Annotated in this window: 23 protein-coding genes, 2 tRNA genes and 1 pseudogene; 17 read left to right on the forward strand and 9 right to left on the reverse strand. The window is 74.7% G+C overall.

The annotated features are described in order from the left end of the window. Positions 1 to 117, forward strand: a complete 117-nt coding sequence (locus ACFP6A_RS04060; RefSeq protein ID WP_379601754.1) for a MetS family NSS transporter small subunit — start codon at positions 1 to 3, stop codon at positions 115 to 117. 97 nt (positions 118 to 214) lie between these two features. Here ACFP6A_RS04060 and ACFP6A_RS04065 read toward each other — a convergent pair. Continuing rightward, positions 215 to 287, reverse strand: a tRNA-Arg gene (locus ACFP6A_RS04065). Positions 288 to 419: 132 nt separating this feature from the next. Here ACFP6A_RS04065 and ACFP6A_RS04070 point away from each other — a divergent pair. Both ACFP6A_RS04070 and ACFP6A_RS04075 read left to right on the forward strand, forming a co-directional pair. After that, entirely contained in the window at positions 420 to 4,061 is a 3,642-nt protein-coding gene (locus tag ACFP6A_RS04070) for a DUF4011 domain-containing protein (RefSeq protein ID WP_379601755.1), read from the forward strand. 61 nt (positions 4,062 to 4,122) lie between these two features. Further along, positions 4,123 to 4,278, forward strand: coding sequence for a hypothetical protein (locus tag ACFP6A_RS04075; protein ID WP_379601756.1), 156 nt, complete (start codon positions 4,123 to 4,125; stop codon positions 4,276 to 4,278). A gap of 15 nt (positions 4,279 to 4,293) precedes the next feature. Here the strand turns inward: ACFP6A_RS04075 and mscL are convergent, their stop codons facing one another. From mscL to ACFP6A_RS04090, 3 genes are all read right to left on the reverse strand, one after another. After that, positions 4,294 to 4,677: a large conductance mechanosensitive channel protein MscL gene (gene mscL, locus ACFP6A_RS04080; protein WP_379601758.1), complete on the reverse strand. Its 384-nt coding sequence runs from the start codon at positions 4,675 to 4,677 to the stop codon at positions 4,294 to 4,296. A gap of 62 nt (positions 4,678 to 4,739) precedes the next feature. Beyond that, complete coding sequence (locus tag ACFP6A_RS04085; RefSeq protein WP_379601760.1) at positions 4,740 to 5,393, reverse strand: SAF domain-containing protein; 654 nt, start codon at positions 5,391 to 5,393, stop codon at positions 4,740 to 4,742. A 7-nt stretch (positions 5,394 to 5,400) separates the two neighbouring features. Beyond that, positions 5,401 to 6,237, reverse strand: a complete 837-nt coding sequence (locus ACFP6A_RS04090; protein ID WP_379601761.1) for an S-methyl-5'-thioadenosine phosphorylase — start codon at positions 6,235 to 6,237, stop codon at positions 5,401 to 5,403. Here ACFP6A_RS04090 and ACFP6A_RS04095 point away from each other — a divergent pair. Further along, on the forward strand, positions 6,236 to 6,547 hold the full coding sequence (locus tag ACFP6A_RS04095) for a hypothetical protein (RefSeq protein ID WP_379602183.1): 312 nt from the start codon (positions 6,236 to 6,238) through the stop codon (positions 6,545 to 6,547). The two genes, ACFP6A_RS04090 and ACFP6A_RS04095, sit on opposite strands and share 2 nt — an antisense overlap. 14 nt (positions 6,548 to 6,561) lie before the next feature. Here the strand turns inward: ACFP6A_RS04095 and ACFP6A_RS04100 are convergent. Continuing rightward, a pseudogene (locus ACFP6A_RS04100) lies at positions 6,562 to 6,735 on the reverse strand (FmdB family zinc ribbon protein); the annotation flags it as partial. Positions 6,736 to 6,896: 161 nt separating this feature from the next. Here ACFP6A_RS04100 and ACFP6A_RS04105 point away from each other — a divergent pair. Further along, positions 6,897 to 9,560, forward strand: a complete 2,664-nt coding sequence (locus ACFP6A_RS04105; protein ID WP_379601763.1) for a penicillin acylase family protein — start codon at positions 6,897 to 6,899, stop codon at positions 9,558 to 9,560. Here the strand turns inward: ACFP6A_RS04105 and ACFP6A_RS04110 are convergent. After that, on the reverse strand, positions 9,529 to 10,149 hold the full coding sequence (locus ACFP6A_RS04110) for a 5-formyltetrahydrofolate cyclo-ligase (protein WP_379601764.1): 621 nt from the start codon (positions 10,147 to 10,149) through the stop codon (positions 9,529 to 9,531). The two genes, ACFP6A_RS04105 and ACFP6A_RS04110, sit on opposite strands and share 32 nt — an antisense overlap. Before the next feature lie 55 nt (positions 10,150 to 10,204). Between ACFP6A_RS04110 and ACFP6A_RS04115 the strand changes: the two genes are divergently transcribed. From ACFP6A_RS04115 to ACFP6A_RS04165, 11 genes are all read left to right on the forward strand, one after another. Next, on the forward strand, positions 10,205 to 12,199 hold the full coding sequence (locus ACFP6A_RS04115; RefSeq protein WP_379601766.1) for a diguanylate cyclase: 1,995 nt from the start codon (positions 10,205 to 10,207) through the stop codon (positions 12,197 to 12,199). After that, positions 12,196 to 13,137 carry a UTP--glucose-1-phosphate uridylyltransferase GalU gene (galU, locus tag ACFP6A_RS04120; protein WP_379601767.1) on the forward strand — a complete coding sequence of 314 codons (942 nt, stop codon included), beginning with the start codon at positions 12,196 to 12,198 and terminating at the stop codon, positions 13,135 to 13,137. The genes ACFP6A_RS04115 and galU overlap by 4 nt, the downstream gene beginning before the upstream one ends. After that, on the forward strand, positions 13,134 to 14,360 hold the full coding sequence (gene glp, locus ACFP6A_RS04125) for a gephyrin-like molybdotransferase Glp (protein ID WP_379601768.1): 1,227 nt from the start codon (positions 13,134 to 13,136) through the stop codon (positions 14,358 to 14,360). Before galU ends, glp begins: the two co-directional genes overlap by 4 nt. Further along, a complete protein-coding gene (moaC, locus tag ACFP6A_RS04130; protein WP_379601770.1) occupies positions 14,357 to 14,830 on the forward strand; it encodes a cyclic pyranopterin monophosphate synthase MoaC in 474 nt (157 codons plus the stop codon). The genes glp and moaC overlap by 4 nt, the downstream gene beginning before the upstream one ends. Then, positions 14,827 to 15,336: a molybdenum cofactor biosynthesis protein B gene (locus ACFP6A_RS04135; protein WP_379601772.1), complete on the forward strand. Its 510-nt coding sequence runs from the start codon at positions 14,827 to 14,829 to the stop codon at positions 15,334 to 15,336. Before moaC ends, ACFP6A_RS04135 begins: the two co-directional genes overlap by 4 nt. A gap of 5 nt (positions 15,337 to 15,341) precedes the next feature. Further along, a complete protein-coding gene (locus tag ACFP6A_RS04140; RefSeq protein WP_379601773.1) occupies positions 15,342 to 15,935 on the forward strand; it encodes a GNAT family N-acetyltransferase in 594 nt (197 codons plus the stop codon). Positions 15,936 to 16,095: 160 nt separating this feature from the next. Further along, a complete protein-coding gene (locus tag ACFP6A_RS04145; RefSeq protein WP_379601775.1) occupies positions 16,096 to 16,926 on the forward strand; it encodes a hypothetical protein in 831 nt (276 codons plus the stop codon). Between the two features lie 38 nt (positions 16,927 to 16,964). Continuing rightward, positions 16,965 to 17,040: transfer RNA gene (locus ACFP6A_RS04150), tRNA-Ala, on the forward strand. Between the two features lie 453 nt (positions 17,041 to 17,493). Then, positions 17,494 to 18,339, forward strand: a complete 846-nt coding sequence (locus ACFP6A_RS04155) for a serine/threonine protein kinase (RefSeq protein ID WP_379601777.1) — start codon at positions 17,494 to 17,496, stop codon at positions 18,337 to 18,339. Further along, the gene (locus tag ACFP6A_RS04160; RefSeq protein WP_379601778.1) at positions 18,336 to 19,502 is read left to right on the forward strand and encodes a hypothetical protein; all 1,167 of its coding nucleotides are present in this window, start codon (positions 18,336 to 18,338) and stop codon (positions 19,500 to 19,502) included. The genes ACFP6A_RS04155 and ACFP6A_RS04160 overlap by 4 nt, the downstream gene beginning before the upstream one ends. Before the next feature lie 483 nt (positions 19,503 to 19,985). Continuing rightward, positions 19,986 to 20,177 carry a hypothetical protein gene (locus tag ACFP6A_RS04165; protein WP_379601779.1) on the forward strand — a complete coding sequence of 64 codons (192 nt, stop codon included), beginning with the start codon at positions 19,986 to 19,988 and terminating at the stop codon, positions 20,175 to 20,177. Positions 20,178 to 20,383: 206 nt separating this feature from the next. Here ACFP6A_RS04165 and ACFP6A_RS04170 read toward each other — a convergent pair whose 3' ends face one another. The 3 genes from ACFP6A_RS04170 to ACFP6A_RS04180 all read right to left on the reverse strand — a co-directional run bounded on the left by ACFP6A_RS04170 (position 20,384) and on the right by ACFP6A_RS04180 (position 23,464). Beyond that, a complete protein-coding gene (locus ACFP6A_RS04170) occupies positions 20,384 to 20,680 on the reverse strand; it encodes a hypothetical protein (protein WP_379601780.1) in 297 nt (98 codons plus the stop codon). Positions 20,681 to 20,952: 272 nt separating this feature from the next. Beyond that, entirely contained in the window at positions 20,953 to 22,569 is a 1,617-nt protein-coding gene (locus tag ACFP6A_RS04175) for a dolichyl-phosphate-mannose--protein mannosyltransferase (RefSeq protein ID WP_379601782.1), read from the reverse strand. A 22-nt stretch (positions 22,570 to 22,591) separates the two neighbouring features. Beyond that, the gene (locus ACFP6A_RS04180) at positions 22,592 to 23,464 is read right to left on the reverse strand and encodes a DMT family transporter (protein WP_379601784.1); all 873 of its coding nucleotides are present in this window, start codon (positions 23,462 to 23,464) and stop codon (positions 22,592 to 22,594) included. Positions 23,465 to 23,498: 34 nt separating this feature from the next. Between ACFP6A_RS04180 and rsmI the strand changes: the two genes are divergently transcribed. After that, positions 23,499 to 24,377: a 16S rRNA (cytidine(1402)-2'-O)-methyltransferase gene (gene rsmI / locus ACFP6A_RS04185; RefSeq protein ID WP_379601786.1), complete on the forward strand. Its 879-nt coding sequence runs from the start codon at positions 23,499 to 23,501 to the stop codon at positions 24,375 to 24,377. Positions 24,378 to 24,387: the final 10 nt, after the last annotated feature.

Below are 24,387 nucleotides of genomic sequence, written 5' to 3' on the forward strand. Positions count from 1 at the left end.
GTGGACGGGTCCGCGATCGTGATGCTCCTGATCGGGGCGGTGCTGCTCTGGGGTGGGTTCGCCGTTGCTGCGGTGCACTACTGGCGGGCGTCCAGACGGGACGGCGGCGGCACGTGACGGCTCCGGCCGCTGGTCGGGGCGTGTTCTGCGACCGGCGCCGGCGGCGAACCGGTGCGCCACGGGGCACGCTGGCCCAGCGTCGACGGAGCGACCGTGCCCCCGGCAGGATTCGAACCTGCGACACACGGTTTAGGAAACCGTTGCTCTATCCCCTGAGCTACGGGGGCGTGCCCGGCCGTCGTTGTGGGCCGGGAGCCTGGTGGCGGCGACATCTTCGCAGACCCGCTGCCCCGGGCCACGGCATGCCTGCACGACGTGGTGGTGGGCCGGGACGGCGCCGCGCCGGTTAGCGTTGCCGCGTGCCCGACAGCCCGCAGCCGACCCAGGCCGCCGCGCCGCAGCCGGCGGTGACTCCCGCCGCCGACCGGGCGCCTGCCGCCGGGCAGGCGGGCGCGGTCACCGGGCTGGCGGGCGCGGTCGCCGGGCTGGCGGGCGCGGTCGCCTCGTGGCGGGCCGACCTTGCTGCCGTCGGCGGCACGGACCCGCTGACCCGTTACCGCGACCTGCCCGACGGCACGCTGGACCTGGGCAGCGCGCACCCCTCCGGGCTGGCGGGGTTTCTCGCCGGTCGCCCGACGCTGCTGTCGAGCCTGTTCCGCGAGCCGGCCGCGCTGTCCGACGCGCGCCGCCGGGCCCGCGCCGTCCGACTGGCCGCGACCGCCCTGGCCGACGAGCACGGGCTGCGCGCCGCGCACCTCGCCGTCGGCATGGTCAGCTGGCGCGACGGGGACGACACCGTGACCGGACCCGTCCTCCTGCGGCCGCTCACCCTGCGACCCCGCGGGGTGGGGCAGAGCGACTACGACCTCTCCCTCGGCGGACCCGTGCGCACGAACCCGGCGCTCGTCCGGCTGCTCGCCGCGGCCGGTCACCCGCTGGACCCGCGCGAGCTGGAGTCCCTGGCCACCCGCGGGCCCGGTTTCGACCCCACCCCGGCGTTCGACCGGCTCGCCGACGTCGCCGGCGGCCTGCCGGGCCTGGTCGTGCGGCAGCGGCTCGTCGTCGGCACGTTCGTCGACCTGGCCCCCGCCCTCGTCGCCGAGCTCGACCGACTGGCGCCGGGACTGGCCGGCCACGACGTCGTCGCCGCGCTCGCCGGCGACACCGAGGCCCGCAGCCGGCTGGCCGCCGCGGCGAGGTCCCGCGGCCCTCGGGTCGCCGACGGCACGGACGACGTCCGCGCCCTGCCCCTGGACGCCGACCAGCGCGCCGTCCTGCAGGCCGTCGTCTCGGGGCGGTCGGTGCGGGTGGAGACGCCGCCGGGCACCGGTGCCACCCAGCTGCTGGCCGGTCTGCTGGCCGCGCTGGCCGTCGGCCGGCGGCGGGTGCTGCTCGTCGCCGCGCAGCGGGCCGAGCTCGCCGACGTCGTGGCCCGGCTCGCCGCGGTCGGTCTCCAGGACATCGTCCAGGTCCCCGGCGACGTCGCCCCACCGCCGGCGTCCGGCGTCCCGGAGGAGCCGCGCAGCGGTCACGCCGGGGACCCGATGGCCCTGCTGCGCCGCCAGCACCAGGCCCTGCACGCACGACGGGACCCGTGGGGGGTCAGCGCCCTGCAGGCCCTGCACGAGCTGACCGCCCTCACCGCGCGCCGGCCGGCGCCGCGGACCACCGTCCAGCTCCAGGAGCCTGTGCTGCGTCGCCTCGACGGGCCGGCCCGGGCGCGGGCGGCCGCAGCCCTGCGGGAGGCCGCCGACCTGGGTGTCTTCGAGCGGTCCGCCCGCAGCAGCCCCTGGTACGGCGCCCGGCTCACCGACGACGCCGAGGCCGAGCAGGTCCTGACCGTCGTCCGGGACCTCGCCGAGCAGCGGCTGCCCGCCCTGCGCGCGGCGATGGACCGGGTCGCCGCGGACGCCGGGCTGGCCCCGGCCGGCAGCGTCGGCGCCTGGAGCGACCAGCTGGAGCTGCTGCTCGGCGTCCGGGACACCCTGGACCTGTTCACTCCCGCCGTCTACGAGCGGCCGGTCACCCAGATGGTGGCCGCGACCGCGTCGTCCCGGTGGCGCGCCGAGCACGGCGTCCAGATGGGCGTCCTGCAGCGGCGGCGCTGGGAGAAGCAGGCCCGTGAGCTGGTCCGGCCCGGCGTCGCCGTGCCCGACCTGCATGCGGCGCTCGTCGCCGCCCAGGCCCAGCGCGAGCAGTGGCAGCGGGCCTCCCGCGGCGGCGGCTGGCCCCGGGTGCCGTTCGGGCTCGCCGAGGTGGACGCCGTCCATGCCGCCGTCGTCGAGCAGCTGCGCCGGCTGGAGACCGTCCTGGCCGGGACCGAGGAGGGCGGGCGGCTGCTCGACGTCCCGCTCGGTGACCTGCAGCGCCGTCTCGAGCGCCTCGCCGCCGACGCCGGCGACGTGCCGCTGGTGGCGCGGCGCACCGCCGCCCTGGACGCTCTGGGGGACCTCGGCCTGGACGCCCTGGTCGCCGACCTCATCGCCCGCGCCGTCCCCGCGCAGACCGTGGCTGCCGAGCTCGACCTGGCCTGGTGGCGGTCGCTGCTGCAGCTGCTGCTCGCCGGTGACCCGGACCTGGCCGCCGCCGACGCGGCCGCGCACGCAGCGGCGCTGGAGGCCGTCCGGTCGGCGGAGCTGCGGCGGCAGGGCGCCGTGGTCCGCTCGGTGCGCGACGCCGTCGCCGTCGCCGGTGCTGCACCCGTCGTGGCCACGACCCCGATGGCCCTGCCCCAGGAGGTCGGCGCCGACGCCCGGTTCGACGTCGTCGTCCTCGCCGGTGGGCACCGGGTCGGGACCGCCGAGGCCGTGCTCGCCCTGGCCCGGGCGCCGCAGGTCGTCGTCCTCGGCGACCCCGCCGGACTGCCGCCGACGCCGGTGGTCGTCGCCGGGGAGAACCCGAGCCGCACCGGGGCGTCGGCGGCGGACGCCCCACCGCGACCTGGCGTCCTGGACCTGCTCGTCGACGTCCTGCCGACCCACCGGCTGCGCCACCAGCACCGGATGCCGGCCGCCGTCGTCCGGGTCGCGGACGCCGTCCGCCCCCGCGGAGGGGACGTCCCGGCGACGGCGCGGGTCCCGGCGCCGCCGCGGCTGGCGTCCGCGGACCTCGTGCTCGTGCCGGACGGCGTGGGGTCCCCGGACGCCGACGGCGGGGTGGAGAGCGTCCAGGCCGAGGTCGACCGCGTCGTCGCGCTCGTGCTCGAGCACGCCCGGACCCGGCCGCAGGAGTCCCTTGCCGTGCTGACCCTCGGCCCGCGGCACGCCCGGCGTGTCGCGGACGCCCTGCGCGCCGACCTGCCCGACCACCCGGACGTCGCCCGTTGGCTGGCCGCGCAGACCTGGGAGCCGTTCGTCGTCACCGACACCGACCGCTGCGAGGACGCCGTCCGGGACTCGGTCGTGCTGAGCGTCGGGTTCGCCCGGACGCCGCACGGGCGGGTGCTGCACCGGTTCGGCCGGTTGGACGCCGACGGTGGTGACCGGCGGCTCGCCGTCGTCGCCAGCCGGGCCCGGCGGCACCTGACCGTCGTCTCCTGTCTCACCGCCGCCGACCTGGACCCCGACCGGCTCCGGACGCCGGGCGCGCGGGGCCTGCGGTCGCTGCTCGAGGCGCTGGAGGCGTCAGAGGCGCCGGACGACGGGGCGGCGGCAGCCGGGCACCGGCTCGCCGACCCTCTGCTCGCCGACCCTCTGCTCGCCGATCTCGCCGACCGGCTCGCCGCCCGCGGCCACGACGCCCGGGTCGGGCCCGGCGGCGTCCCGGACCTGGTCGTCGACGCCGACGGCGAGCGGCCGACCGCGGTGGTCACCGACCTGCACCCGGCCGACGTACCGGAGGAGGCCCTCAGCGACGCCCTCGTCGTCCGTCACCTGCTGCTGCCGGACCAGCTGCGCCGGTTCGGCTGGCGGGTCGTGCGGGTGGGCGCCGTGGGTCTGTTCACCGACCCCGAGGCCCAGGTGGACCGGGTGCTCGGCACCGAGGGTGGCGGGATTGCATGATCACGACGAGGGGATGTCGGCTGATCACCGAGGGCGGGCAGGCGGAGGGTGGCGGGATTGCATGATCACCGAGGAGGGGGGTGGGGGTGGGGGCGGCGAGGGCGACGAGCCGGTGTTGCCGGAGCGTGCCGACGACGACCGGGACGAGGGTTGGGGTGAGCCCCCCGACCCCGAGGACGACGACCGGATCCTGCGGGAGCGGCCGCCGCACTGGTGACGCACTGATGAGAGGTCAGGGTGCGTCGCCCTGGCGCGCGCGCAGCAGGTCCCGGATCTCCCGGAGCAGCAGGACGTCCTCCGGCGGCGCCTGGACCTCGGGCTCCTCGCCGCGCCGCCGGCGCTCCATGAGCCGGTTCACCGGGACGACGACCGCGAAGTAGACCACCGCCGCGACGATCACGAAGTTGATCAGGGCGGTGATCGTCGTGCCGATGACGACCGGGCCCCAGCCCACGTCGCTGACGTCCGGGACGCCGCCGAGCGCCGCGATCAGTCCGCCGATGAAGTCGTCGGCGAATGCGCTGACGACGGCGCCGAAGGAGGCCCCGACGACGACCGCGACGGCGAGGTCGACGACGTTGCCGCGCAGCAGGAAGTCCTTGAAACCCTTGAGCATGACCGCTCCTTCCTGGTGACCCTGGTGACGGACCACCGCGGTCGGTGGCGCCGGTGCTCACGCTAGGGGAGCACGGCGAGCAGCAGCGGACGTCGTCCCGCAGTGGCGGCCACCCGTGTCGCCTCCGCGCGGTCCAGGGCCAGGACGACGGTGCGGCCGGTGTCCTCCGCCCCCAGCAGGCCGCTGTCCGCCACCGGGACGTGCAGCACCGTCGCGTCCTCGACGATCACCTCACCGTGGGCCTCCGGTGCGGTGAGGTCGGCCCCGGCCAGCACGGCGACCGGGTCACCGGGGGAGACCAGGGCGAGGGCCTCGCCCTCGACCCGCACCGGCACCGCCCAGCTGCCGGGCGGGGCACCGGTGAGCAGCCCCGGGGCACGTACCCGTGCGTCGGTGAGCACCTCGCCGGCACGCACGGCGGCGCTGAGCCGGGCGCCCTGCGCCCGGCCGGGCGCCAGCGCCCCGGTCGGCACCGCGGCCGCCGGCAGCCGGACGGTGGTCACGTCGGCGGCGGCGAGCACGTGCCCGGCGGGCAGGTCCCGGGTCGTCGCGGCCACCGGTTCGCCCGGGTCCGCGGACGGTGCCAGCGCATCGACACCGACCGCGACCGCGGCGGCCAGCAGGAGCCCGGCGACGAGCCGCCGGGCGCGGGCGGTGCGACGAGGCGGCAGCCGACGCCCCCGGGGACGGCGCAGCGCGACGCGCAGGGCACGCACCGCGCTGTCAGGGCAGGTCGAAGGGGAGCGGCTGGCCGTCCAGCGCGTGCCGGCAGGTGCAGTCGGCCTCCGGGCCGGGCAGCCGGGCGATCGCCGCGGCGACGAGGTGCTTGAGCCGTTCGACGTTGCGCCCGAACACCTCGAGCACCTCGGCGTGGGTGACGCCCTCGCCCTGCTCGACGCCGGCGTCCAGGTCCGTGACGAGGGAGACGGTGGTGAAGCACATCGCGAGCTCGCGGGCGACGGCCGCCTCGGGCATCCCGGTCATACCGACGACCGACCACCCCGCCGCCGCGTGCCAGCGGGACTCCGCTCGGGTGGAGAACCGTGGACCGTTGACGACGACGAGGGTGCCGCCGTCCACGACGTCCAGCGGCGGCTGCGGCCCCGTCTCCTGGTCGTGGGCGCCGGCGTCGAGCACGGCGCGCCGTCCGACCGGGCAGTACGGGTCCGCCATCGGGGCGTGCACGACGGTGCCCGGGGCGTCGTAGATCGTGGCCGCCCGGCCGTGGGTGCGGTCCACGACCTGGTCCGGGACGACGACGGTCCCCGGACCGAGCTCCGGGCGCAGCGACCCGACGGCGCTCGGCGCGAGGACCTGGCGGACCCCGACCGCGCGCAGCGCCCACAGGTTCGCCCGGTAGTTGACGAGGTGCGGCGGCAGCCGGTGGTCCCGGCCGTGCCGGGGCAGGAACGCCACCGCCCGGCCCGCGAGGGTGCCCACGACCGGCTGCTCGGCGGGCTCACCGAACGGGGTCGTCACCTCGACGGGGCGGGCGTCGTCGAGAAAGGAGTAGAAGCCGGAGCCGCCGATGACGCCGACGTCCGCGCGAGGTTCCGTCATGGACCCGGACGGTAGCGCCGCGGCAGGACCGCCCAAGGGCGCGCCCACCCGCGCTGTGGACGACGCGGGGACGGGCCGCGCCGGTTGTGGAGAGCGGTGGGACGAGCGGTGGGCCGCCGGGGGTGGTCAGGCGGCCGAGCCGGACGACGACGCCCCGGACGACGAGGCCCCGGACGACGACGACGCCCCGGACGACGATGCCCCCGACCCGGACTTCGCCTCAGCCGAGGAGCCGTTCCCGTTCGAGGAGCCGTTCCGGGAGCCGCCGCCACCAGTGGAGGTCCGGTCGGCGCGCGAGTCGGTCGCGTAGAACCCGGAGCCCTTGAACACGATGCCCACGGTGTTGAACAGCTTGCGCACGGTGCCCGCGCACTCGGGGCACTCGGTGAGCGCGGGGTCGGAGAACGACTGGCGCACCTCGAACCGGTGCTCGCAGTCGGTGCACGCGTACGCGTAGGTCGGCACGATGGACCTCCTGGCAGGACGGCGCCCCCGCATCTGGCACTCCAAGGGCGAGAGTGCCAAGTCTAGCGCCTGCGCCGAAGGTGCCGCGTCCGCCACCGGTCCGCCACGCGTCCGCTACCCGTCCGCCGTGCCCCCGCCGCCCTCCGCCGCGCGTCCGCCCCGGGACGGTCGGCCGCGGTGGCTACTCTCGCGGCGTGGCCCGTGCTCGCTCCCTGCGCACCGTCGGCGTCGTCGTCGCCGCCGTGCTCGCCGTCGTCCTCGTCGTCTCCCTCGTCACCGTGGTCGTCATGGTGCGCCGGCCGCTGCCGTCGTGGTCGGGGGAGGCCGACGTCAGCGGCCTCGACCGCGAGGTGACCGTGCTGCGGGACGCCAACGGCGTCCCGCACGTCTACGCCGACACCGCCGAGGACCTCTTCGCCGGGCAGGGCTACGTGCACGCGCAGGACCGGTTCTTCGAGATGGACCTGCGACGGCACATCACCGCCGGGCGGCTGTCCGAGCTCGTCGGCGCCAACCCGGACGCGCTCGCCGCCGACCGGGTGATCCGCACGCTCGGCTGGCGGCACGTCGCCGAGCAGGAGGAGGCGCTGCTCGACCCGGACTCCCGCCGCTACCTGCAGGCCTACGCGGACGGCGTGAACGCCTACCTGCGCGACCGGTCGCCCAGTGAGCTGTCGGTCGAGTACACGGTGCTCGGCGCCCAGGTCGACCTGCCCCGCGTCGAGGAGTGGGACGTCGTGGACTCCCTGGCCTGGCTCAAGGCGATGGCCTGGGACCTGCGCGGCAACTACGACGACGAGATGGGCCGGGCTCTCGCCTTCGGAGCGATCGGGGACGTCGCCAGGGTCGAGGAGCTGTGGCCGCCGTACCCGACCGACCGGCACGCCCCGATCCTGCCGGACGCCGGTGTCGCCGACGACGATGCCGACGACGACGATGCCGACGACGACGCCGCGGCCACCGGTCCGGCGGCCCGGGCGGACACGGCCGCCGCCCAGGCCGCCGCGCTCGCCGCCGCCCAGCCGGCCCTGCAGGCCGCCTCCGAGGCCCTGGACGCCGTCCCGGCGCTGGTCGGCACCGGCGACGGCATCGGCTCGAACTCGTGGGTCGTCTCCGGTGAGCACACCGAGACCGGCGCCCCGCTGCTGGCGAACGACCCGCACCTGGGGCCGAGTGTGCCGAGCACCTGGTACCAGGTCGGCCTGCACTGCACCCAGGTCGACGAGCAGTGCCCGTTCGACGTCTCGGGCTACTCGTTCTCCGGCCTGCCCGGTGTGATCATCGGGCACACCGCCGAGATCGCCTGGGGCTTCACCAACCTCGGCCCCGACGTCACCGACTTCTGGCTGGAGCGGGTGGCCGGTGACACCTACCTGCGAGACGGCCAGCAGCTGCCCGTGCAGACCCGCACCGAGGTCATCAAGGTGGCGGGTGCGGACGACGTCGAGCTCGAGGTGCGCTCGACCGGGCACGGCCCGATCATCTCCGACGTCCTGCAGGACGTCGCGGCGCTCGGCACCCGTGCCCCGCTGCCGGAGGACTCCCCGGTGCAGGGCACCGGTTTCGAGGTGGCGCTGCAGTGGACCGCGCTGGAGCCCGGTCGCACCGCCCAGGCGGTGTTCGCCCTCAACGCCGCGACCACCTGGGAGGAGTTCCGCGCCGCCGCAGAGCTCTTCGAGGTGCCGTCGCAGAACCTCGTGTACGCCGACACCGAGGGCAACATCGGCTACCAGGCGCCCGGGCGGATCCCGATCCGGCCCTCCGGCAGCGAGCTCGGCAAGGCCGACGGCACGTGGCCGCGCCCCGGCTGGGACAGCTCGTGGGACTGGACCGGCTACATCCCCTTCGACGAGCTGCCCTCGGTGCTCAACCCGCCTGAGGGCTTCATCGTCACGGCCAACCAGGCCGTCGTCGGCCCCGAGTACCCGTACCACCTCACCGACGACTGGGCCTACGGCTACCGCTCCCAGCGGATCCGTGCGGCGATCGAGGAGGCGATCGGCTCCGGACGCCGCCTCGGCGTCACCGACATGCAGGCCCTGCAGCTGGACACCCGGAACGGCTTCGCGCCGGTCCTGGTGCCCGCGCTGCTCGCCGCCACGCTGCCGGTCAGCGACTCGATGAGCGTCGAGCAGCGCAACTTCACCCGCGAGGCGGTCGACCTGCTGCGGGACTGGGACTACTCCCAGGACGCCGACTCCGCCGCGGCCGCCTACTTCAACGCTGTCTGGCGCCAGCTCCTCGAGCGCACGTTCGCCGACGAGCTGCCCGGCGGCGTCCGGCCCGACGGCGGCGACCGCTGGTTCGAGGTCGTCGGCGCCCTTCTGCAGGAGCGGGACAGCACCTGGTGGGACGACCAGACCACCCCGACCATCCTGGAGAACCGGGACACGATCATCGAGCAGTCCCTGCACGCCGCCCGTGCCGAGCTGACCGCCCGGCTCGGCAAGGACCCCGAGGAGTGGCAGTGGGGCCGGCTGCACACGCTGCAGCTGCAGCACAACCCGCTCGGCGGGTCGGCCGTCCCCGGCCCGGTCCGCGACCTCTTCAACCCTGATCCCGTCCAGCTCGGCGGTGGCAGCTCCATCGTCAACGCCACCGGCTGGGACGCCTCCGCCGAGGACTACCGCGTGACCTGGGTGCCCTCGATGCGGATGGTGGTCGACCTGGGTGACCTCGACCGCTCGACGTGGATCGACCTCACCGGTGTCAGCGGGCACCCCTGGTCCGGCCACTACACCGACCAGCTCGACCTGTGGGCGGACGGCGAGCAGCTCCCCTGGGCGTTCAGCCCGGACGCTGTGCGCGCCGCGGCCGAGCACGAGCTCACCCTGCGGCCCCGGGACGGCGGGCCGTAGCCCGCGCGGCCCAGCCGGCGAGCGGTACCCAGCCGGACGGCGTCGCCGCGGCGTCCACCGGGACGTCGTGCGGACCGGCCGGCACCTCGCCGGCGGCCAGCAGCTCGTCGTCGTGGACGAGCGCGACGACCGGTGGGCGGCCTGGTCCCAACCGGGCCAGCGTGCGGTCGTAGTAGCCGCCGCCCTGCCCCAGCCGGGCGCCGGAGCGGTCCACGGCCAGGGCCGGGACGACGAGCACGTCGCACCCGGCCACGGCCCGCGGCCCCAGCCGCGGACCGGCCGGCTGGCTCAGCCCGAGAGGTCCGGGGACGTCGGCGCCGTCGTCCACCGCCCAGTCCAGCGGCCGCCCGGGCCCGGTGACGACCGGCAGCAGGACGACGGCACCGGCGGCGTGCAGTGCCCGCAGCAGCGGCCCGGTGCCGGGCTCGGCCGGCCGCGAGCGGTAGCAGGCCACCCGGCGGGCGGCGCGCACCGCCGGCACCGCCGTGACCACGGCAGCGAGCCGCTCGGCCGCCCGGTCCCGCTCGTCGTCCGGGCGGGCCGCCCGCCGGTGACGCACCTGCGCCCGCAGTGCCGCCTTCGTGTCCACGCCCGTCCTCCCGCCTACGATGCGGATCCTGCCCCAGGAGCGAGGGAGGAGCGCCGTGTCGCTGCGCGTCCGGCTGGCGGTGGTGCTCACCGTCACCGTGCTCCTCCCGCTGGCCGCCGCCGGCGTCGTCGTCGGTGTCCTGGTCCCCCGCGTGGCGGCGGACGCCTCCACCGAGCGGCTCGAGGCGACGGCCCGAGCGGCGACCGCGACCCTGACCCGCCAGTGCACCACGCTCGGGCTGGCCGCCCGCTCGCTGGCCCTGGACGCCGCCCCGCGGCTCGCCGCCGGCGACGACGTCCCGCCGTCGGCGGCGCAGGCGGCGGTGGGCTCGCTCGAGGGGGTCTCCGCCGGCCTGCTCGACGCCGACGGCACCGTCCTGGCCGCCACCGGGGACGCCGACCTGGCCGGTCTGCGCGGCGCCTCCTGCTCCCAGGGCAGCACCCCCGCGGACCGGCAGGTGGAGACGGTGCCGGTCCGCGACGGCCAGGGCCGGCTCGTCGGGTGGGCCGTGGCCGCGGTCACCGTCGACGACGAGGCAGTGCAGCAGCTGCGCGGGCGGCTCGGACTACCGGCCGGGCTCGTCCTGGTCGCCGACGGCCGGGTCGTCGCCGCGGACGTCGCCGGCCTCGGCAGCACCGGCCTGCAGCTCGACCGGCTCGCGGCGTCCGTGCCTGACCCCCCGGCGTCCGGCCTCCGGGTCGGGTCGACCGACGACCTGCGCTGGGCGGTCGCGGCCGGTGCCCCGGCGGTCGGCGGCACCGTCGTCGCGGTGGAGGCGCCGCGCGCGTCGTTCCTCTCCCGCGCCGTGCCGGTGCTGCTCCTGCTGGCCGCCGCGCTCGCCCTCGCCGGGACCTGGCTCGTCGCCCGACGGCTCACCGCGCCGCTCGAGGAGCTCACCGCCACCGTGGACCGGCTCGGGCACGGCGACCTGTCCACCCGCAGCACCGTGCGCGGGCACGACGAGGTGGGCCGGCTCGGGGCCGCCGTCAACGCGATGGCCGACGCCCTCGAGCGCTCGCTGGCCGACGCCGACGAGGGTCGCGCCGCGCTCGCCGAGACCCTCGAGCGGTTCGGGGAGGCGCTGGCGCGCACCCACGACCTCGGCGGGCTGCTGCAGACCGTCGCCGAGGCGGCCGCCACCGAGGCCGGCGCCGACACCTGCGTCGTCTACGTCACCGAGCCGGCGGTGCCCGTCGGCGGCGCGCCCGCCGGCGGCGTCCGGCTGGTCGAGCGTGCCGTCGTCGACCTGGAGGTGCACAGCCCGCAGACCCGGGACCGGCTGCGAGAGGTGGCCGCCCGCGCCGTTGCCGCGGCGGCCGAGGTCACCGACCGCTCCGCGCCGGGCACGAGCGTCGTCGCGCTGCCGCTGCTGCACGAGGCCGCTCCCGGGGAGGGGTGCGTCGTCCTCGGTGTCATCGTCCTGGCCGGTCGCCGCCGGCTGGAGGAGGACCAGCTGGCCGCCGCCCGCTCGCTGGTCCGCCCGGCCGGGACCGCCGTGCACAACGTCATCGTGCACGAGGAGACCGCGCGGATGTCCGTCACCGACCCGCTCACCGGGTTGGCGAACGCGCGCTCGCTCACCGACACCCTGACCCGGGAGGTCGAGCGGGCCACCCGCTTCGGCCGTCCGCTGTCCGTGCTCACGGTCGACCTCGACCACTTCAAGACCGTCAACGACACGTGGGGCCACGCGGTCGGCGACCGGGTGCTGCGCGCCCTCGCCGATCGGCTGCGCGGCCTGGTCCGCGAGGTCGACACCGTCGCCCGCTATGGCGGCGAGGAGTTCGTCGTGCTGCTCCCCGAGACCGCCGCCGCCGGCGCCACGGAGGTCGCCCGGCGCGTCGTCGAGGCGGTGCGCCGAGAGCCGCTGTGCGACGCCGGGGTGGCCGAGCCGGTCCGGGTCACGGTGTCCGTCGGCGTGGCCACGCTGCCCGAGCACGCCGGCACCGCGCAGGACCTGCTGCGCCGGGCCGGCGAGGGGCTCGCCGCCGCCAAGGCGGCCGGGCGGGACGGGTGGGCGTCGGTCGACGTCGATAGCCTGCCGACATGACCGACCCGACGACCTCCCCGCCCCGAGTCCGCAAGGCGGTCATCCCCGCCGCCGGCCTGGGCACCCGGTTCCTGCCGGCGACCAAGGCGACGCCGAAGGAGATGCTCCCCGTCGTCGACAAGCCCGCGATCCAGTACGTCGTCGAGGAGGCCGTGGCGGCCGGCCTGACCGACGTCCTCATGGTCACCGGACGCAACAAGCGCCCCCTGGAGGACCACTTCGACAAGGCCTGGGAGCTCGAGGAGGTCCTGGCCGCCAAGGGTGACGAGTCCCGGCTGGAGCAGGTCCAGGCGTCCTCCGACCTCGCCGACGTCCACTACGTCCGCCAGGGCGACCCGAAGGGCCTCGGTCACGCCGTGCTGTGCGCCCGCCACCACGTCGGTCGCCAGCCGTTCGCCGTTCTGCTCGGCGACGACCTCATCGACTCCCGCGACCCGCTGCTGACCCGGATGCTCGAGGTGCAGGCCACGTACGGCGGCAGCGTCGTCGCGCTCATGGAGGTCCCCGAGGACCAGGTCAACCTCTACGGCTGCGCCGAGCTGCTGCCCGACGACACCGCGCCGGACGACGACGTCGTCCGGGTCGGCGGCATGGTGGAGAAGCCGGACCCGGCCGACGCGCCGAGCAACCTGGCCATCATCGGCCGGTACGTGCTGCACCCGGACGTCTTCGACGTCCTGGAGCAGACCCCACCGGGGCGCGGCGGGGAGATCCAGCTCACCGACGCCCTGCAGACCCTCGCCCGCCGCGAGGGCGAGGGCGGCGGCGTCCGGGGTGTGGTGTTCCGCGGTCGCCGCTACGACACCGGCGACCGGCTCGACTACCTCAAGGCCGTCGTCCGCCTGGCCTGCGAGCGCGAGGACCTCGGTCCCGGGCTGCGGGCGTGGCTGGCCGACTACGTCGCCGCCGGCTTCCGCGCAGAGGGAGACCCCCGATGATCCCCGTTGAGGACCATCTCGACCGCGCACTGTCCGCGGTCCGCCCGCTCGACCCGATCGACGTGGCCCTGCTCGACGCCCTCGACTGCGTGCTGGCCGAGGACGTCGTCTCGACGGCGACGCTGCCCGCCTTCGACAACTCGGCGATGGACGGCTACGCCGTGCACCTGCCGGACGTCGCCGAGGCCAGCGAGGACTCTCCGGTCGTCCTGCCGGTGGTCGCCGACCTGGCCGCCGGGGCGGCCGAGGCGTTCCCGCTCACCCCCGGGTCCGCCGTCCGGATCATGACCGGCGCGCCGGTGCCCCCGCGCACCGGCGCCGTCGTCCCGGTGGAGTGGACCGACGGCGGCATCGCCCAGGTGAGGATCACCCGGGCACCCCGACCGGACCAGAACATCCGCCGGGCCGGGGAGGACGTCACCCCCGGCGAGGTGCTGCTGACCGCCGGTACCCGGCTCGCCGCCCGCCACCTCGGGCTGCTGGCCGCCGCCGGGCACGACCGGGTCCGGGTGCGGCCGCGCCCCCGGGTCGTCGTGCTGTCCACCGGCAGCGAGCTCGTCGAGCCGGGTCGTCCGCTCGGCTTCGGTCAGATCCACGAGTCGAACGGCTACGCGCTGACCGCCGCGGCGCTGGACGCCGGCGCCGCGGCCGTGCACGGCGGGATCGTCCGGGACGACCCGCGGGTACTCATGTCCACCCTCGAGGACCACCTCGGGCGCGCCGACCTGCTGATCACCACCGGCGGGGTCAGCATGGGCGCCTACGACACGGTCAAGGAGGTGCTCTCCCAGCTGGGGACCGTCACCTTCTCCCGGGTCGCGATGCAGCCCGGGATGCCGCAGGGCTTCGGCACTCTCGGACCCGACGCCACCCCGATCTTCACCCTGCCCGGCAACCCGGTGAGCTCCTACGTGTCCTTCGAGGTGTTCGTGCGGCCGGTGCTGCGCAAGATGATGGGCGAGACCCAGCTGCACCGTCCCTCGGTGACGGCCACCGTCACCGAGGGGTGGACGTCGGTGGCCGGCAAACGGCAGTTCGTCCGGGTCGAGCTCACCACCGACGAGCAGGGCCGCTCGGTCTGCCGACCCGTCGGCGGGCACGGCTCGCACCTCGTCGCCGACCTCGCCGTCGCCAACGCGCTCGCCGTCGTCCCCGAGGACACCACCCGGGTCGTGCCCGGTGACACGGTGCGTTGCCTGGTCCTCGAGCGGGGGCGGCGATGACCGGCCGGTTGACCCACGTGGACGCCGCCGGGCACGCCCGGATGGTGGACGTGTCCGCCAAGGACGTCACCGTGCGTGAGGCCACCGCGCGGGGGCGGGTGCTGTGCTCGCCGCAGGTCGTCGCCGCGCTGCGCGGGGACGGCGTGCCGAAGGGGGACGCGCTCGCCGTCGCCCGGCTGGCCGGCATCCAGGCCGCCAAGCGGACGCCGGACCTGGTCCCGCTGGCGCACCCGGTCGCCGTGCACGCCGTCACCGTCGACCTCGAGGTCGCTGACGACGGCGTCGACGTCACCGCCACCGTGCGGACGGCCGACCGCACCGGGGTGGAGATGGAGGCGCTGACCTGCGTCGCCGTCGCCGGTCTCGCGCTCGTCGACATGGTCAAGGCGCTCGACCGGCAGACCCGGATCACCGACGTGCGGGTGGTCGCCAAGAGCGGCGGCCGCTCCGGGGACTGGACCGCCGAGTGACGCCCCGGCTGCAGGGGCGACGCGCCCTCGTCATCACCTCCTCCAACCGCGCCGCGGCCGGCGTGTACGCCGACCGCGGCGGCCCCGTGCTCGTCGACGGGCTGGCCGAGATGGGGTTCGCGGTCGACGGCCCCGTCGTCGTCCCGGACGGCGAGGAGGTGGCCGTCGCGCTGCGGTCGGCCGTGGCGCAGGGGTACGACGTCGTGCTGACCACCGGTGGGACGGGGATCGCCCCCGGCGACGTCACCCCGGAGGTCACCCGCCCCGTGCTGGACCGCGAGCTGCCCGGACTCGCGGAGGCGATCCGCGCCCGGGGACGGGACGCCGGGGTGCCCACCGCGGTGCTCTCCCGGGGGCTGGCCGGTGTCGCTGGACGCACCGTCGTCGTCAACCTGCCCGGGTCGCCCGGCGGCTGCCGGGACGGGATCGCCGTCCTGCGGGACGTGCTGCCGCACGCCGTCGACCAGGTGCACGGTGGGGACCACCCGCCGGCGTCCGGCGGCTGATGCCGGTGACCACCGGCTGGCGGGTGACGCTCACCGACTCCGACGTCGTGCTGCGGCCCCTGACCCGCCGGGACGGCCGGGCCTGGCGCCGGCTGCGCGCCGACAACGCCGCGTGGCTCGACCCCTGGGAGGCCACCAGCCCGTTGGCCGAGGCGGCGCAGCAGCCCAGCTTTGCCCAGCTGCGCCGTGAGCTGGCCCGGCAGGGACGCAGCGGGCGCAGCATCCCGCTCGCCATCGAGTACCGCGGCCGCCTCGCCGGGCAGGTCACCGTCGGCGGGATCCTGTGGGGCTCACTGCGGTCCGGCCACGTCGGGTACTGGGTGGACCGGGCGGTCGCCGGCCTGGGGATCGCCCCGCTGGCGGTCGCGATGGTGGCCGACCACTGCTTCGGCACCGTCGGGCTGCACCGCCTCGAGGTGAACATCCGCCCGGAGAACGCGGCGAGCCTGCGGGTCGTGGCCAAGCTCGGGCTGCGCGAGGAGGGACTGCGCCGCCGGTACCTGCACATCGACGGCGCCTGGCGCGACCACCGCTCGTTCGCGGTCACCGCCGAGGAGGTCCCCGACGGCCTGCGCGCTCGCCTGCGCCGGCCCACCTGACTCCTCGCCCCGCCCATCCCCATCCCACGTCGTGCGGGCTTGACGTGGTGCCGCGGCACCCCTCGGCCACGTCGTGCGGGCTTGACGTGGTGCCACCTGGGCAGCGACACGCGATCGGCGTCCCGGACGCGATGGCTCAACGCACCTACGGTGGGACATCGTGGACAGCAGCCTCATCTTCGTGGTCATCGTCGCGCTGTGGGGTCTGGTCCTGCTGCCCGGTGTGGTGCGTCACCGAGCCACGCTCGGCGGGTCCCGGGTCCGCGACCGGTTCTCGGTCGCCATGCGGGTGCTCGACCGTCGCCGCGGCGAGCCGCACCCGGCGGGGCGCACCTACGTCCACCCCCGTCGTCCGAGCGAACCCGCCCCGCCCTCAGCGGCCGCCGGACCTGCCCGTCCGGTGTCTTCTCCGAGCCGGGACCCGCGCCGTCCGGGCCCTCCGACCCGTCGCGCCCTCGCCGTCGTCGTCATGGCCGCCCTCGCGGCGCTCGTTCTCGCCGTCCCGGTGACCGTCGTGGCCTCGGCGGCCGGGGTGCTCCCGTTCTGGCTGCCCGCGGTCCCGCTGGCCTCGCTCGTCGCCGTCGTCGTCGGGCTCCGCCTGCGGGCGCTGGCCCGGCGTCGAGCCCGGACGTCGTCTCCCGTTCCGCTCGTGGCCCGGACGTCGTCGCCGGCCGCGCCCTTCCCGGTCCCCGTGGCGGGCCCGCTCCGGCAGGGCTCGCAGGCGCCGGCCCCACAGCTGCCGGCGGCGGCGCAGCCGTCCCCTCGGCCGGAGCAGCGTCCCGGCACCTGGACGCCGGTTCCCGTCCCACCGCCGACCTACACGCTCAAGCCCGCCGCCCCCCGCCGGGCCGTCACCGTGGACGTGCCGGAGCAGACCCGGCCCGCGGTGGAGCCCGCCCCGCAGCCCACGCCCCAGCCCCGGCACCAACCGGTCGCTGCGACCTGGGACCTCGACGCCGTGCTCGAGCGCCGGCGGGCCGCCGCCGGCTGAGCACGGCCGCGCCCGGGTGCTAGGCTGTCCGTCGCCTTGGGGCTGTAGCGCAATTGGTAGCGCACCTCGGTCGCATCGAGGGGGTTAGGGGTTCGAGTCCCCTCAGCTCCACCAGAAGGTCGTTGTTCAAACCAGCGACATCACCGGTTTGAGTTCAGACTCCGCCTTCCGTCGTTGGTGGCGGAGGGCGAGGGTCTGGACGTCCGGGTTGAGGAACACTTTGAACGGCACGCCAGGTTCGCTGTGGATGGTGTCGTCGTCGGTGACGATGAGCCGTCCACTACGGCCTCGCCGCCGCCATCGCCGAGGACCGCGCCAACGTCCTGGCCGCCGCCAGGGCCGTCAACCCCGAACGCTTCACCACCCACGTGCACCGAAGATCCTCGCCCTCCCCGAAGCCGCGTGGATCAACCAGCCCGAGCAGCAACCAGCCGAACCGATCCCCGAAGAACCCGCCGCTTAACTCCCACTGGCCTCAACCACCTTGACAACTTCCGTCTCTCGACCTGGACACGCCGACGTCGGTCGTGATGCGTGGCGACGAGTAGTCGCGACTAGGTTCATGTCATGACTGTCGCCGATGAAGCTCTGGTGAGGGAAGCGGCCGCGGCCCTCGCCCTGACCGATGACGGACCGATCGGTGCCGTTGGCGGCCAGAAGGCTGTTCGCCGGGTCTCGCGGGACGGGCAGACCTTCGTGCTGAAAGTAGTGGCGTTGGAGTTCACGACTGACGAGACACTGAAGCGCGCAGAGCGTGAGGTGCAACTTCTGGCGGACATCGACAATCCCAACGTGGTGAAGGTCGAGTCCGAGCTGGTGGAACTGGGCTCTCCTGTTCACGCCGCCGCATGGATCGAGGAGTACCTGGACGGCGACGACCTGGGAGGTCTGCTCGATGGGACTCAGTGGTCATGGGACGACACGAAGTCACTCGGGGTTCAGATTGCCAATGGCCTTGCCGCGGGACACGAGAAGTCGGTGATCCACCGCGATCTGAGCGCGAACAACGTGCGACGGCTCAGTAACGGCACGTACAAAGTGCTTGACTTCGGTTTTGCGCGACATACGTTGCGCTCGGGGCTCACGGTCGCAGGACAGCCGGGGACGCGCGGCTATCTCACACCAGAGCACCTCAATAGCTACAGCGGCGGTCCGATGCAGATGTCCGACGTCTTCCAGGTCGGCATCCTGATGTACACGGCTCTCAGCGGAGTCTCGCCCTTTCCCTGGACGGGAGATGACTACGACTACATGTCGCGCCTACAACGGGGCGTGATGAGGCCCCTGGGAGAGCACCGTTCCGACCTGAGCGCCCAGCAGGTCGAGATCGTTCACAGGTCACTTCATCCGCAACCTGCCCGCCGGTTCCGGAATGCTGCTGCGCTTCGCGATGCGCTGGAGGCGACGCCGTGACAACGTTTATCGAGGACAGCCCTCGCCCGTTCCAGGCCGGTTGGATCGCCGAGGCCCAGCGCGCGGGCACGGCATCTGGAGCCGTCATCACCCCGTGGGCGTCGCCTCTTGGCCACCGTGGTGGCTCCGGCAACAAGCCGGGCATTGCGAACCGAGTTGATGAGTTCAGAGCCGCGGGCGTCTCCTGCTGGTTTGACGCGACCACGCACGCTCTCCAGATGCCAGGCGTTGGAGACTTCCGCTACTACGCCGACTACAACTTGTGGGGCGGGCCGGTTGGCGATCTGACGCAGGACGCCTACCGCCGTGAGCACGCCCGTCGCGTCTTCAAGCAACAGGCAGAGGTGAGTGCGCCGTACCTTGCGCCCGCTCCTCTCTTGCCTTCCGGGCTGAACAACGTGAGTACGCTGGCTTTGGAAACTGCGAAGGTTGCGCTGGAACTCCAGCCGACCGCGCACCTCACTATCGCCGGCGTGGGCACATTCTGGAGCGACGGACGCGACCTTGACGCGCACGTTGGCGCCCTCGCCGCACTCGCCCCAGTGGGCTGGTTCATATCATTCGTCCAACCTGACAACGACCTCCCCCCAAAGCTCACCGCTGACGAGGTGTTCGGCGTTTGCAGGACGGTCAGAGCCCTCAGCGAGTATGCGCCCGTACACATTTCACACGGTGACTTCGCGGCGCTCCCCGCCGTAGCCGCCGGGGCATCCACAATCGGTACCGGTTGGGACAAACGGCAGCGCGTCGTCTCGTACACGGACTATGTAGCGCGTCCGGAGAGCACCGGCATGGCGAGCTGGTACGAACGACCGACCGTTCTGGGTCTCTTGGGCACGTTGGAAAAGGCGGAGGGCGCATTGCTGGCGCAGCAGGACCCGACACTGGCGGCTCGCCTCGGCGGTCTGCCGACCGCGCCTGGTCCGAAGGAGTCTTTTCTGCACCATGTCGCCCAACTCGACGCCGCCGTCCGACGCATTCAGGGAGGCGGCTCGTCGTACAAGCAGCGGTACGACGAGCTTGACGCGATGTACTCGGCCGCCTCGACCAATTGGGCGGCAGTACGAGCCACGACAGGGATGCGCGACCGGTCTGGAACGTGGGTCACGCCATATCAGCAGGGTCTACGCATGTATGCGCAGAGCGAGGGCTGGATCGTTTAGGCCTCCCCGTGTTGCTGCGGCGAACAACTCCCACGCTTGAACCCGACGGCGTGGGGCGGCGTTGCCCAGGCGCGGCCGAACGATCCAGCGGCCAGCCACCATGAGCCCGCCGCGGTCTCGTCGCACTTCGGTAGTCAGGGCCGTCTCGGCGCGCTCAGTGAGCTGGCCCATTACGAGCACATAGCTGTCGGCCCAGACCCTGTAGGTACGGACCTGACGTAGCGCAGATCGCCAGTCATCCACCTTCGCCTCAACCGCGTATAGGCGTCCGCCCGGTTCCAGTGACTCCGGCCGGACGTATCGCCCAGGTGAGACTTCAATCAAGGCCCCTCGTTTTACGAGGCCTTTTAGACGATCAGTGATAGTTTCGACCGGCCAGCCCAGGGAACGCGCGACGCTCTGTGCACTGGATGCCCGCCTTACATGTGCCACAGACAGGATTCCTGTTTCCCACTCGGTGACGATGGGGGGCGCGTTAAAGTTGTGACGGCGCCGGACCCGGCTGATGTCACCGACGTATGCGGTGAAGTCTGGGACGCCGAGCGGACCAGCGAACTCTGGAACAACGACGAGGCCCCGACTCGCGCCGTGCAGGTCCCGAACGGCTCGGAGCGCATCTTGATGCAACTCGCGTTCCTGGACTGGCTCGAAACGACGTCCAGCCCGCGGGGCTGACGTCGCGACCTCAAGCGCGTACACCACGAGAATCCTCCACCTCTCTGACTCTAGTAGGGACCATCCTCATTGGTGTCGCCGCCATGCTGCCAGCGCCCGGTCCCCTTGCTCGCCGATGCACGTTTGCGGTCCCGCCCAGCGCGACGAAGTCGCACTGACACCCCACCTCATGTCACTGTGGCGCTGGGCCTCTCCCGCTCGACATGTCAGGCGCTGACCTTCGCACCCCGCCCGCTGGGTCCCATCGTGGCGCCCGCCGTGGCGAGCGCGCGCCTGACCGCCTGCTGGCTGGCCCCAAACCGCAGGCCGACCTCCATCAGACTCAACCCGTCGGTGTACAGCTCGACGGCTTCGGCGAGGTTGTACTCATCGAGACCGCGCCTGCGGATCGGGACCGAGCGGCGGACCAGATGCGCAGCAGCCGTGCGGCGGTGCACGCCGAACCGCTCACCCAGCTCCACCAGCGTCGCGCCTGCCTCGTAGAGGGCCACCAGCTCGTCCACCTGCGCGGGGCTCAGAAAGGTTTGAGTCATCCCAACTGCGCGCACCATCTGCCCTCGCGAGTCCACCACGGACGGTTCCGACGGCCTCCAATCTCGTCGGTAGACGCCCCGCGACCTGCGAGAAGTCACCGTTTTCAAGGCTGGGCAAGGGTTCTCGAACTCTCTACGGAGGTCCACCCCGCAGCACGACGCCCCGTCCAGACCACCCGGGCGGGGCGCTTGCCGTCCGGGTCCCCTCCGCCACCCACCGGGCGGACGGCGGGGGGCACCGGTCAGATCCAGCTCGGGAACCACATCCGCATCTGCCACTGCGAGTACGGGATCACCTCGGCGACCTGGACCGGCCAGAAGAAGGCCTCGAGCACGACCGCGCCGACCACGAGCGCCCCGGCGAGCACGGCGCCGACCGCTCGCCGGCGCCGCGGCACCCCGCGCGGGCCGAGCAGCAGCCCGATGACGTGCGTGAGGGCCAGCACGAGGTACGGCACGAACACGACGGCGTAGAACGCGTACATCGTCCGGTCGTCGACGGCGTCGTAGTAGAACCACGGCAGCCACCCGGCGGCCACCGCGCCGAGCACCGCACCGGCCCGCCAGTCCCGCCGCAGCGCCCACAGCACGAGCAGGACGACGAGCGCCGCCGCCCCGCCCCACCAGACCACCGGGTTGCCCACCGAGGTGATCGCCTGGGAGCAGGACTCGGCCAGGCAGCCGCCCTCGCCGCGTTCGAGGCCCTCGTAGAAGAAGGACGTCGGTCGGCCCTGCACGATCCACGACCACGGGTGCGCCTCGTACGGGTGCTCCGACGTCAGGCCGGTGTGGAAGCTGAGGATGTCGGCGTGGTACTTGCCGAGGGAGCGCAGCGAGTCCGGCAGGAACGCCAGCGGCCCGTCCGGGTTCTGCGCCCCCCAGGTGCGCAGGTGCGCGTCGTCCGAGCGGAACCAGCCCACCCACGAGGCGAGGTAGGTGAGCAGCGCGACCGGCACCGTCGAGACGAACGCGGGGACGCCGTCGCGCAGCAGCGCCCAGCGCCAGCCGGGCAGTCCCGCGGCCCGGCGTGCCCCGACGTCCCACAGCACGGTCATCAGCCCGAACGCGGCCAGGTAGAACAGCCCGGACCACTTGGTACCCACCGCCAGGCCCAGCAGGACGCCGGCGAGCAGCCGCCACGGTCGCAGCCCGAGCCCCGGCCCGACGGCGCCGAGCGGCCGGCCGTCGGCGCGGGCGGTGGCGACGAGGTGGGCCAGCCGGACCCGGCTGCGCTCCCGGTCCACGAGCAGGGCGGCGAACGCGGCCAGCACGAAGAACGACAGGAAGATGTCCAGCAGGGACGTCCGGCTGTGGACGATGTGGTGGCCGTCGACGGCCAGCAGCAGCCCGGCGACGACGCCGAGGAGGGTGGAGTTGAACAGCCGCCGGGCGGCGCGGGCGAGGACGAGCACCGACAGCGTGCCGACAGCGGCCGCGGCGAACCGCCACCCCCAGCCGCTGTCGACGCCGAGCAGCCACTGCCCCCCGGCGATCATCCACTTGCCGACCGGCGGGTGGACCGGGAAGTCGGCGGCGGTGAGCAGGACGTCCGGCGTCCCGGCGGTGAAGCTCTCGTCGGCGTCCTCCGGCCAGCGCCGCTCGTACCCGAACCGCAGCAGGCTGTAGCCCTGCTTGACGTAGTAGGTCTCGTCGAACACCAGCTGGTGCGGCTGGTCCAGCCGCCAGAACCGCAGGACGCCGGCCAGGGCGGTGACGAGCAGCGGGCCGACCCAGCCCCACAGGGTGTCGGTGGGCCGCCGGCCGACGAGGTGGCGCCGCAGGCCGGCCTCGCTGACCCGGCCGCGCTGCCGCCCGGGCGCGGTGGGCACCCGGACGTCGGTGGCGCTCACCCGCCGCATGCTAGGTGCGGGCCCGGCGCGATCACCGTCGGCGGGCCGGGACGGCGCCCAGGCTCGCCGCGACGACGAGGCCGATACCGAGCAGCGTGGGCGCGCCGGGGCGCTGCCCGGCGACGACGAGCCCGGCCAGGGTGGCCACGGCCGGCTGCAGGCTCAGCATGATCCCGAACGCCTGGGTGCTCACCCGGCGCAGCGCGACCTGCTCGAGGGAGTACGGCAGCACCGACGACATCACCGCCACCGTGGCCCCGGCGAGCAGCCAGCGCGGGTCGAGGAGCACCGGTCCGGCGGTCACCGCCCCGAGCGGGACCAGCCACAGCGAGGCGATGAGCATCGCCCACGCCAGGCCGGAGGTCCCCGGGATGGCGCGGGCCACCCGTGCCCCCAGCAGCACGTACCCGGCCCAGCAGGCGCCCGCGCCCAGCGCCAGGGCGACCCCCACCGGGTCCAGCCCCGCCGTCGAGGGGTTGGTCAGCACGAGCACGCCGGCGGCGGCCAGGGCGACCCACAGCAGGTCGAGGCGCCGGCGGGACCCGGCGACCGCCACCGCGAGCGGCCCGGTCAGCTCGAGGGCGACCGTGGCGCCGAGCGGGATCCGCTCCAGCGCCAGGTAGTAGAAGAGGTTCATCGCCCCCAGCACGGTGCTGAACGCGACGACCGCGGGCAGCGCGGCGCGCGCCGGCCGGCGCCGCCACGCCCGCCCGCCGACGAAGAGCAGCAGGGCCCCGATGCCCATCCGGTGGGCGAGCACGCCCGGAGCCCCCAGGACGTCGAACAGCCGGGTGGCCACCGCCGACCCGGTCTGCAGGACGACGGCGCCGGTGACGATGAGCAGCTGCGGCGGGACGGCCTCAGCGGCCACCTCCCAGCGCCGCCGCACCGTCCCCTCGCTCACCGCCGCAGGGTATGGGTACGGGAGACTGCCCCCCATGACCGACCCGGGACGCCTCGTCCTCGCCGCCACCCCGATCGGGGACGTCGAGGACGCCCCGCCCCGGCTGGCCCGCCTGCTCGCCGCGGCGGACGTCGTCGCCGCCGAGGACACTCGCCGGCTGCGCCGGCTCTGCTCGGCCCTCGGTGTGGAGCCCGCCGGACGGGTGGTCAGCTACCACGAGCACAACGAGGCCTCCCGCTCCGCGGGGCTCGTCGAGGAGGTCCGGGCCGGTCGCACCGTGCTGCTCGTCACGGACGCCGGGATGCCGTCGGTGTCCGACCCGGGCTACCGGCTGGTCCGGGCGGTCGTCGACGCGGGCCTGCCGGTGACCGCCGTCCCGGGACCCTCCGCGGTGCTCACCGCGCTGGCGGTCAGCGGTCTGGCCACCGACCGGTTCTGTTTCGAGGGCTTCCTGCCGCGCCGGCCGGGGGAGCGTCGCCGCGCGCTGGCCGCGCTGGCCGACGAGCCGCGCACGATGGTGCTGTTCGAGGCACCGCACCGGCTGGCGGCCATGCTGGCAGCCGTCGCCGAGGCCTTCGGCCCGCAGCGGCCGGCCGCGGTCTGCCGCGAGCTGACGAAGACCTACGAGGAGGTCCGCCGCGGCCCCGTCGCCGAGCTCGCCGCCTGGGCGGAGCAGTCACCGGTCCGCGGGGAGGTCACGGTCGTGGTCGCCGGCGCCGACCCGGCCCCCGCCCGGCCCCAGGACCTGCTGCCGGAGGTGCTCGCCCTGCTCGCCGACGGCGTCCGGCTCAAGGACGCCGTGACCGCGGTCGCCGACCGGCACGGGCTGCCCAAGCGGGTGCTGTACGACGCCGCGCTCGCGGCCCGCCCGCAGGAGCCGCCTCCGGGCGGTCAGCCTCCTGGCGATCACTAGGCTGCCCGGT

Source organism: Quadrisphaera sp. GCM10027208 (assembly GCF_042658805.1).
GTDB lineage: Bacteria > Actinomycetota > Actinomycetes > Actinomycetales > SCSIO-59966 > SCSIO-59966.

Bases quoted from the DNA above. Each gene is read 5' to 3' on its own strand.
- ACFP6A_RS04075 (WP_379601756.1), top strand. From the start codon at position 4,123: ATGATCACCGAGGAGGGGGGTGGGGGTGGGGGCGGCGAGGGCGACGAG.
- mscL (WP_379601758.1), bottom strand. From the start codon at position 4,677: ATGCTCAAGGGTTTCAAGGACTTCCTGCTGCGCGGCAACGTCGTCGAC.
- ACFP6A_RS04095 (WP_379602183.1), top strand. From the start codon at position 6,236: ATGGACCCGGACGGTAGCGCCGCGGCAGGACCGCCCAAGGGCGCGCCC.
- ACFP6A_RS04090 (WP_379601761.1), bottom strand. From the start codon at position 6,237: ATGACGGAACCTCGCGCGGACGTCGGCGTCATCGGCGGCTCCGGCTTC.
- galU (WP_379601767.1), top strand. From the start codon at position 12,196: ATGACCGACCCGACGACCTCCCCGCCCCGAGTCCGCAAGGCGGTCATC.
- glp (WP_379601768.1), top strand. From the start codon at position 13,134: ATGATCCCCGTTGAGGACCATCTCGACCGCGCACTGTCCGCGGTCCGC.
- moaC (WP_379601770.1), top strand. From the start codon at position 14,357: ATGACCGGCCGGTTGACCCACGTGGACGCCGCCGGGCACGCCCGGATG.
- ACFP6A_RS04155 (WP_379601777.1), top strand. From the start codon at position 17,494: ATGACTGTCGCCGATGAAGCTCTGGTGAGGGAAGCGGCCGCGGCCCTC.
- ACFP6A_RS04175 (WP_379601782.1), bottom strand. From the start codon at position 22,569: ATGCGGCGGGTGAGCGCCACCGACGTCCGGGTGCCCACCGCGCCCGGG.
- rsmI (WP_379601786.1), top strand. From the start codon at position 23,499: ATGACCGACCCGGGACGCCTCGTCCTCGCCGCCACCCCGATCGGGGAC.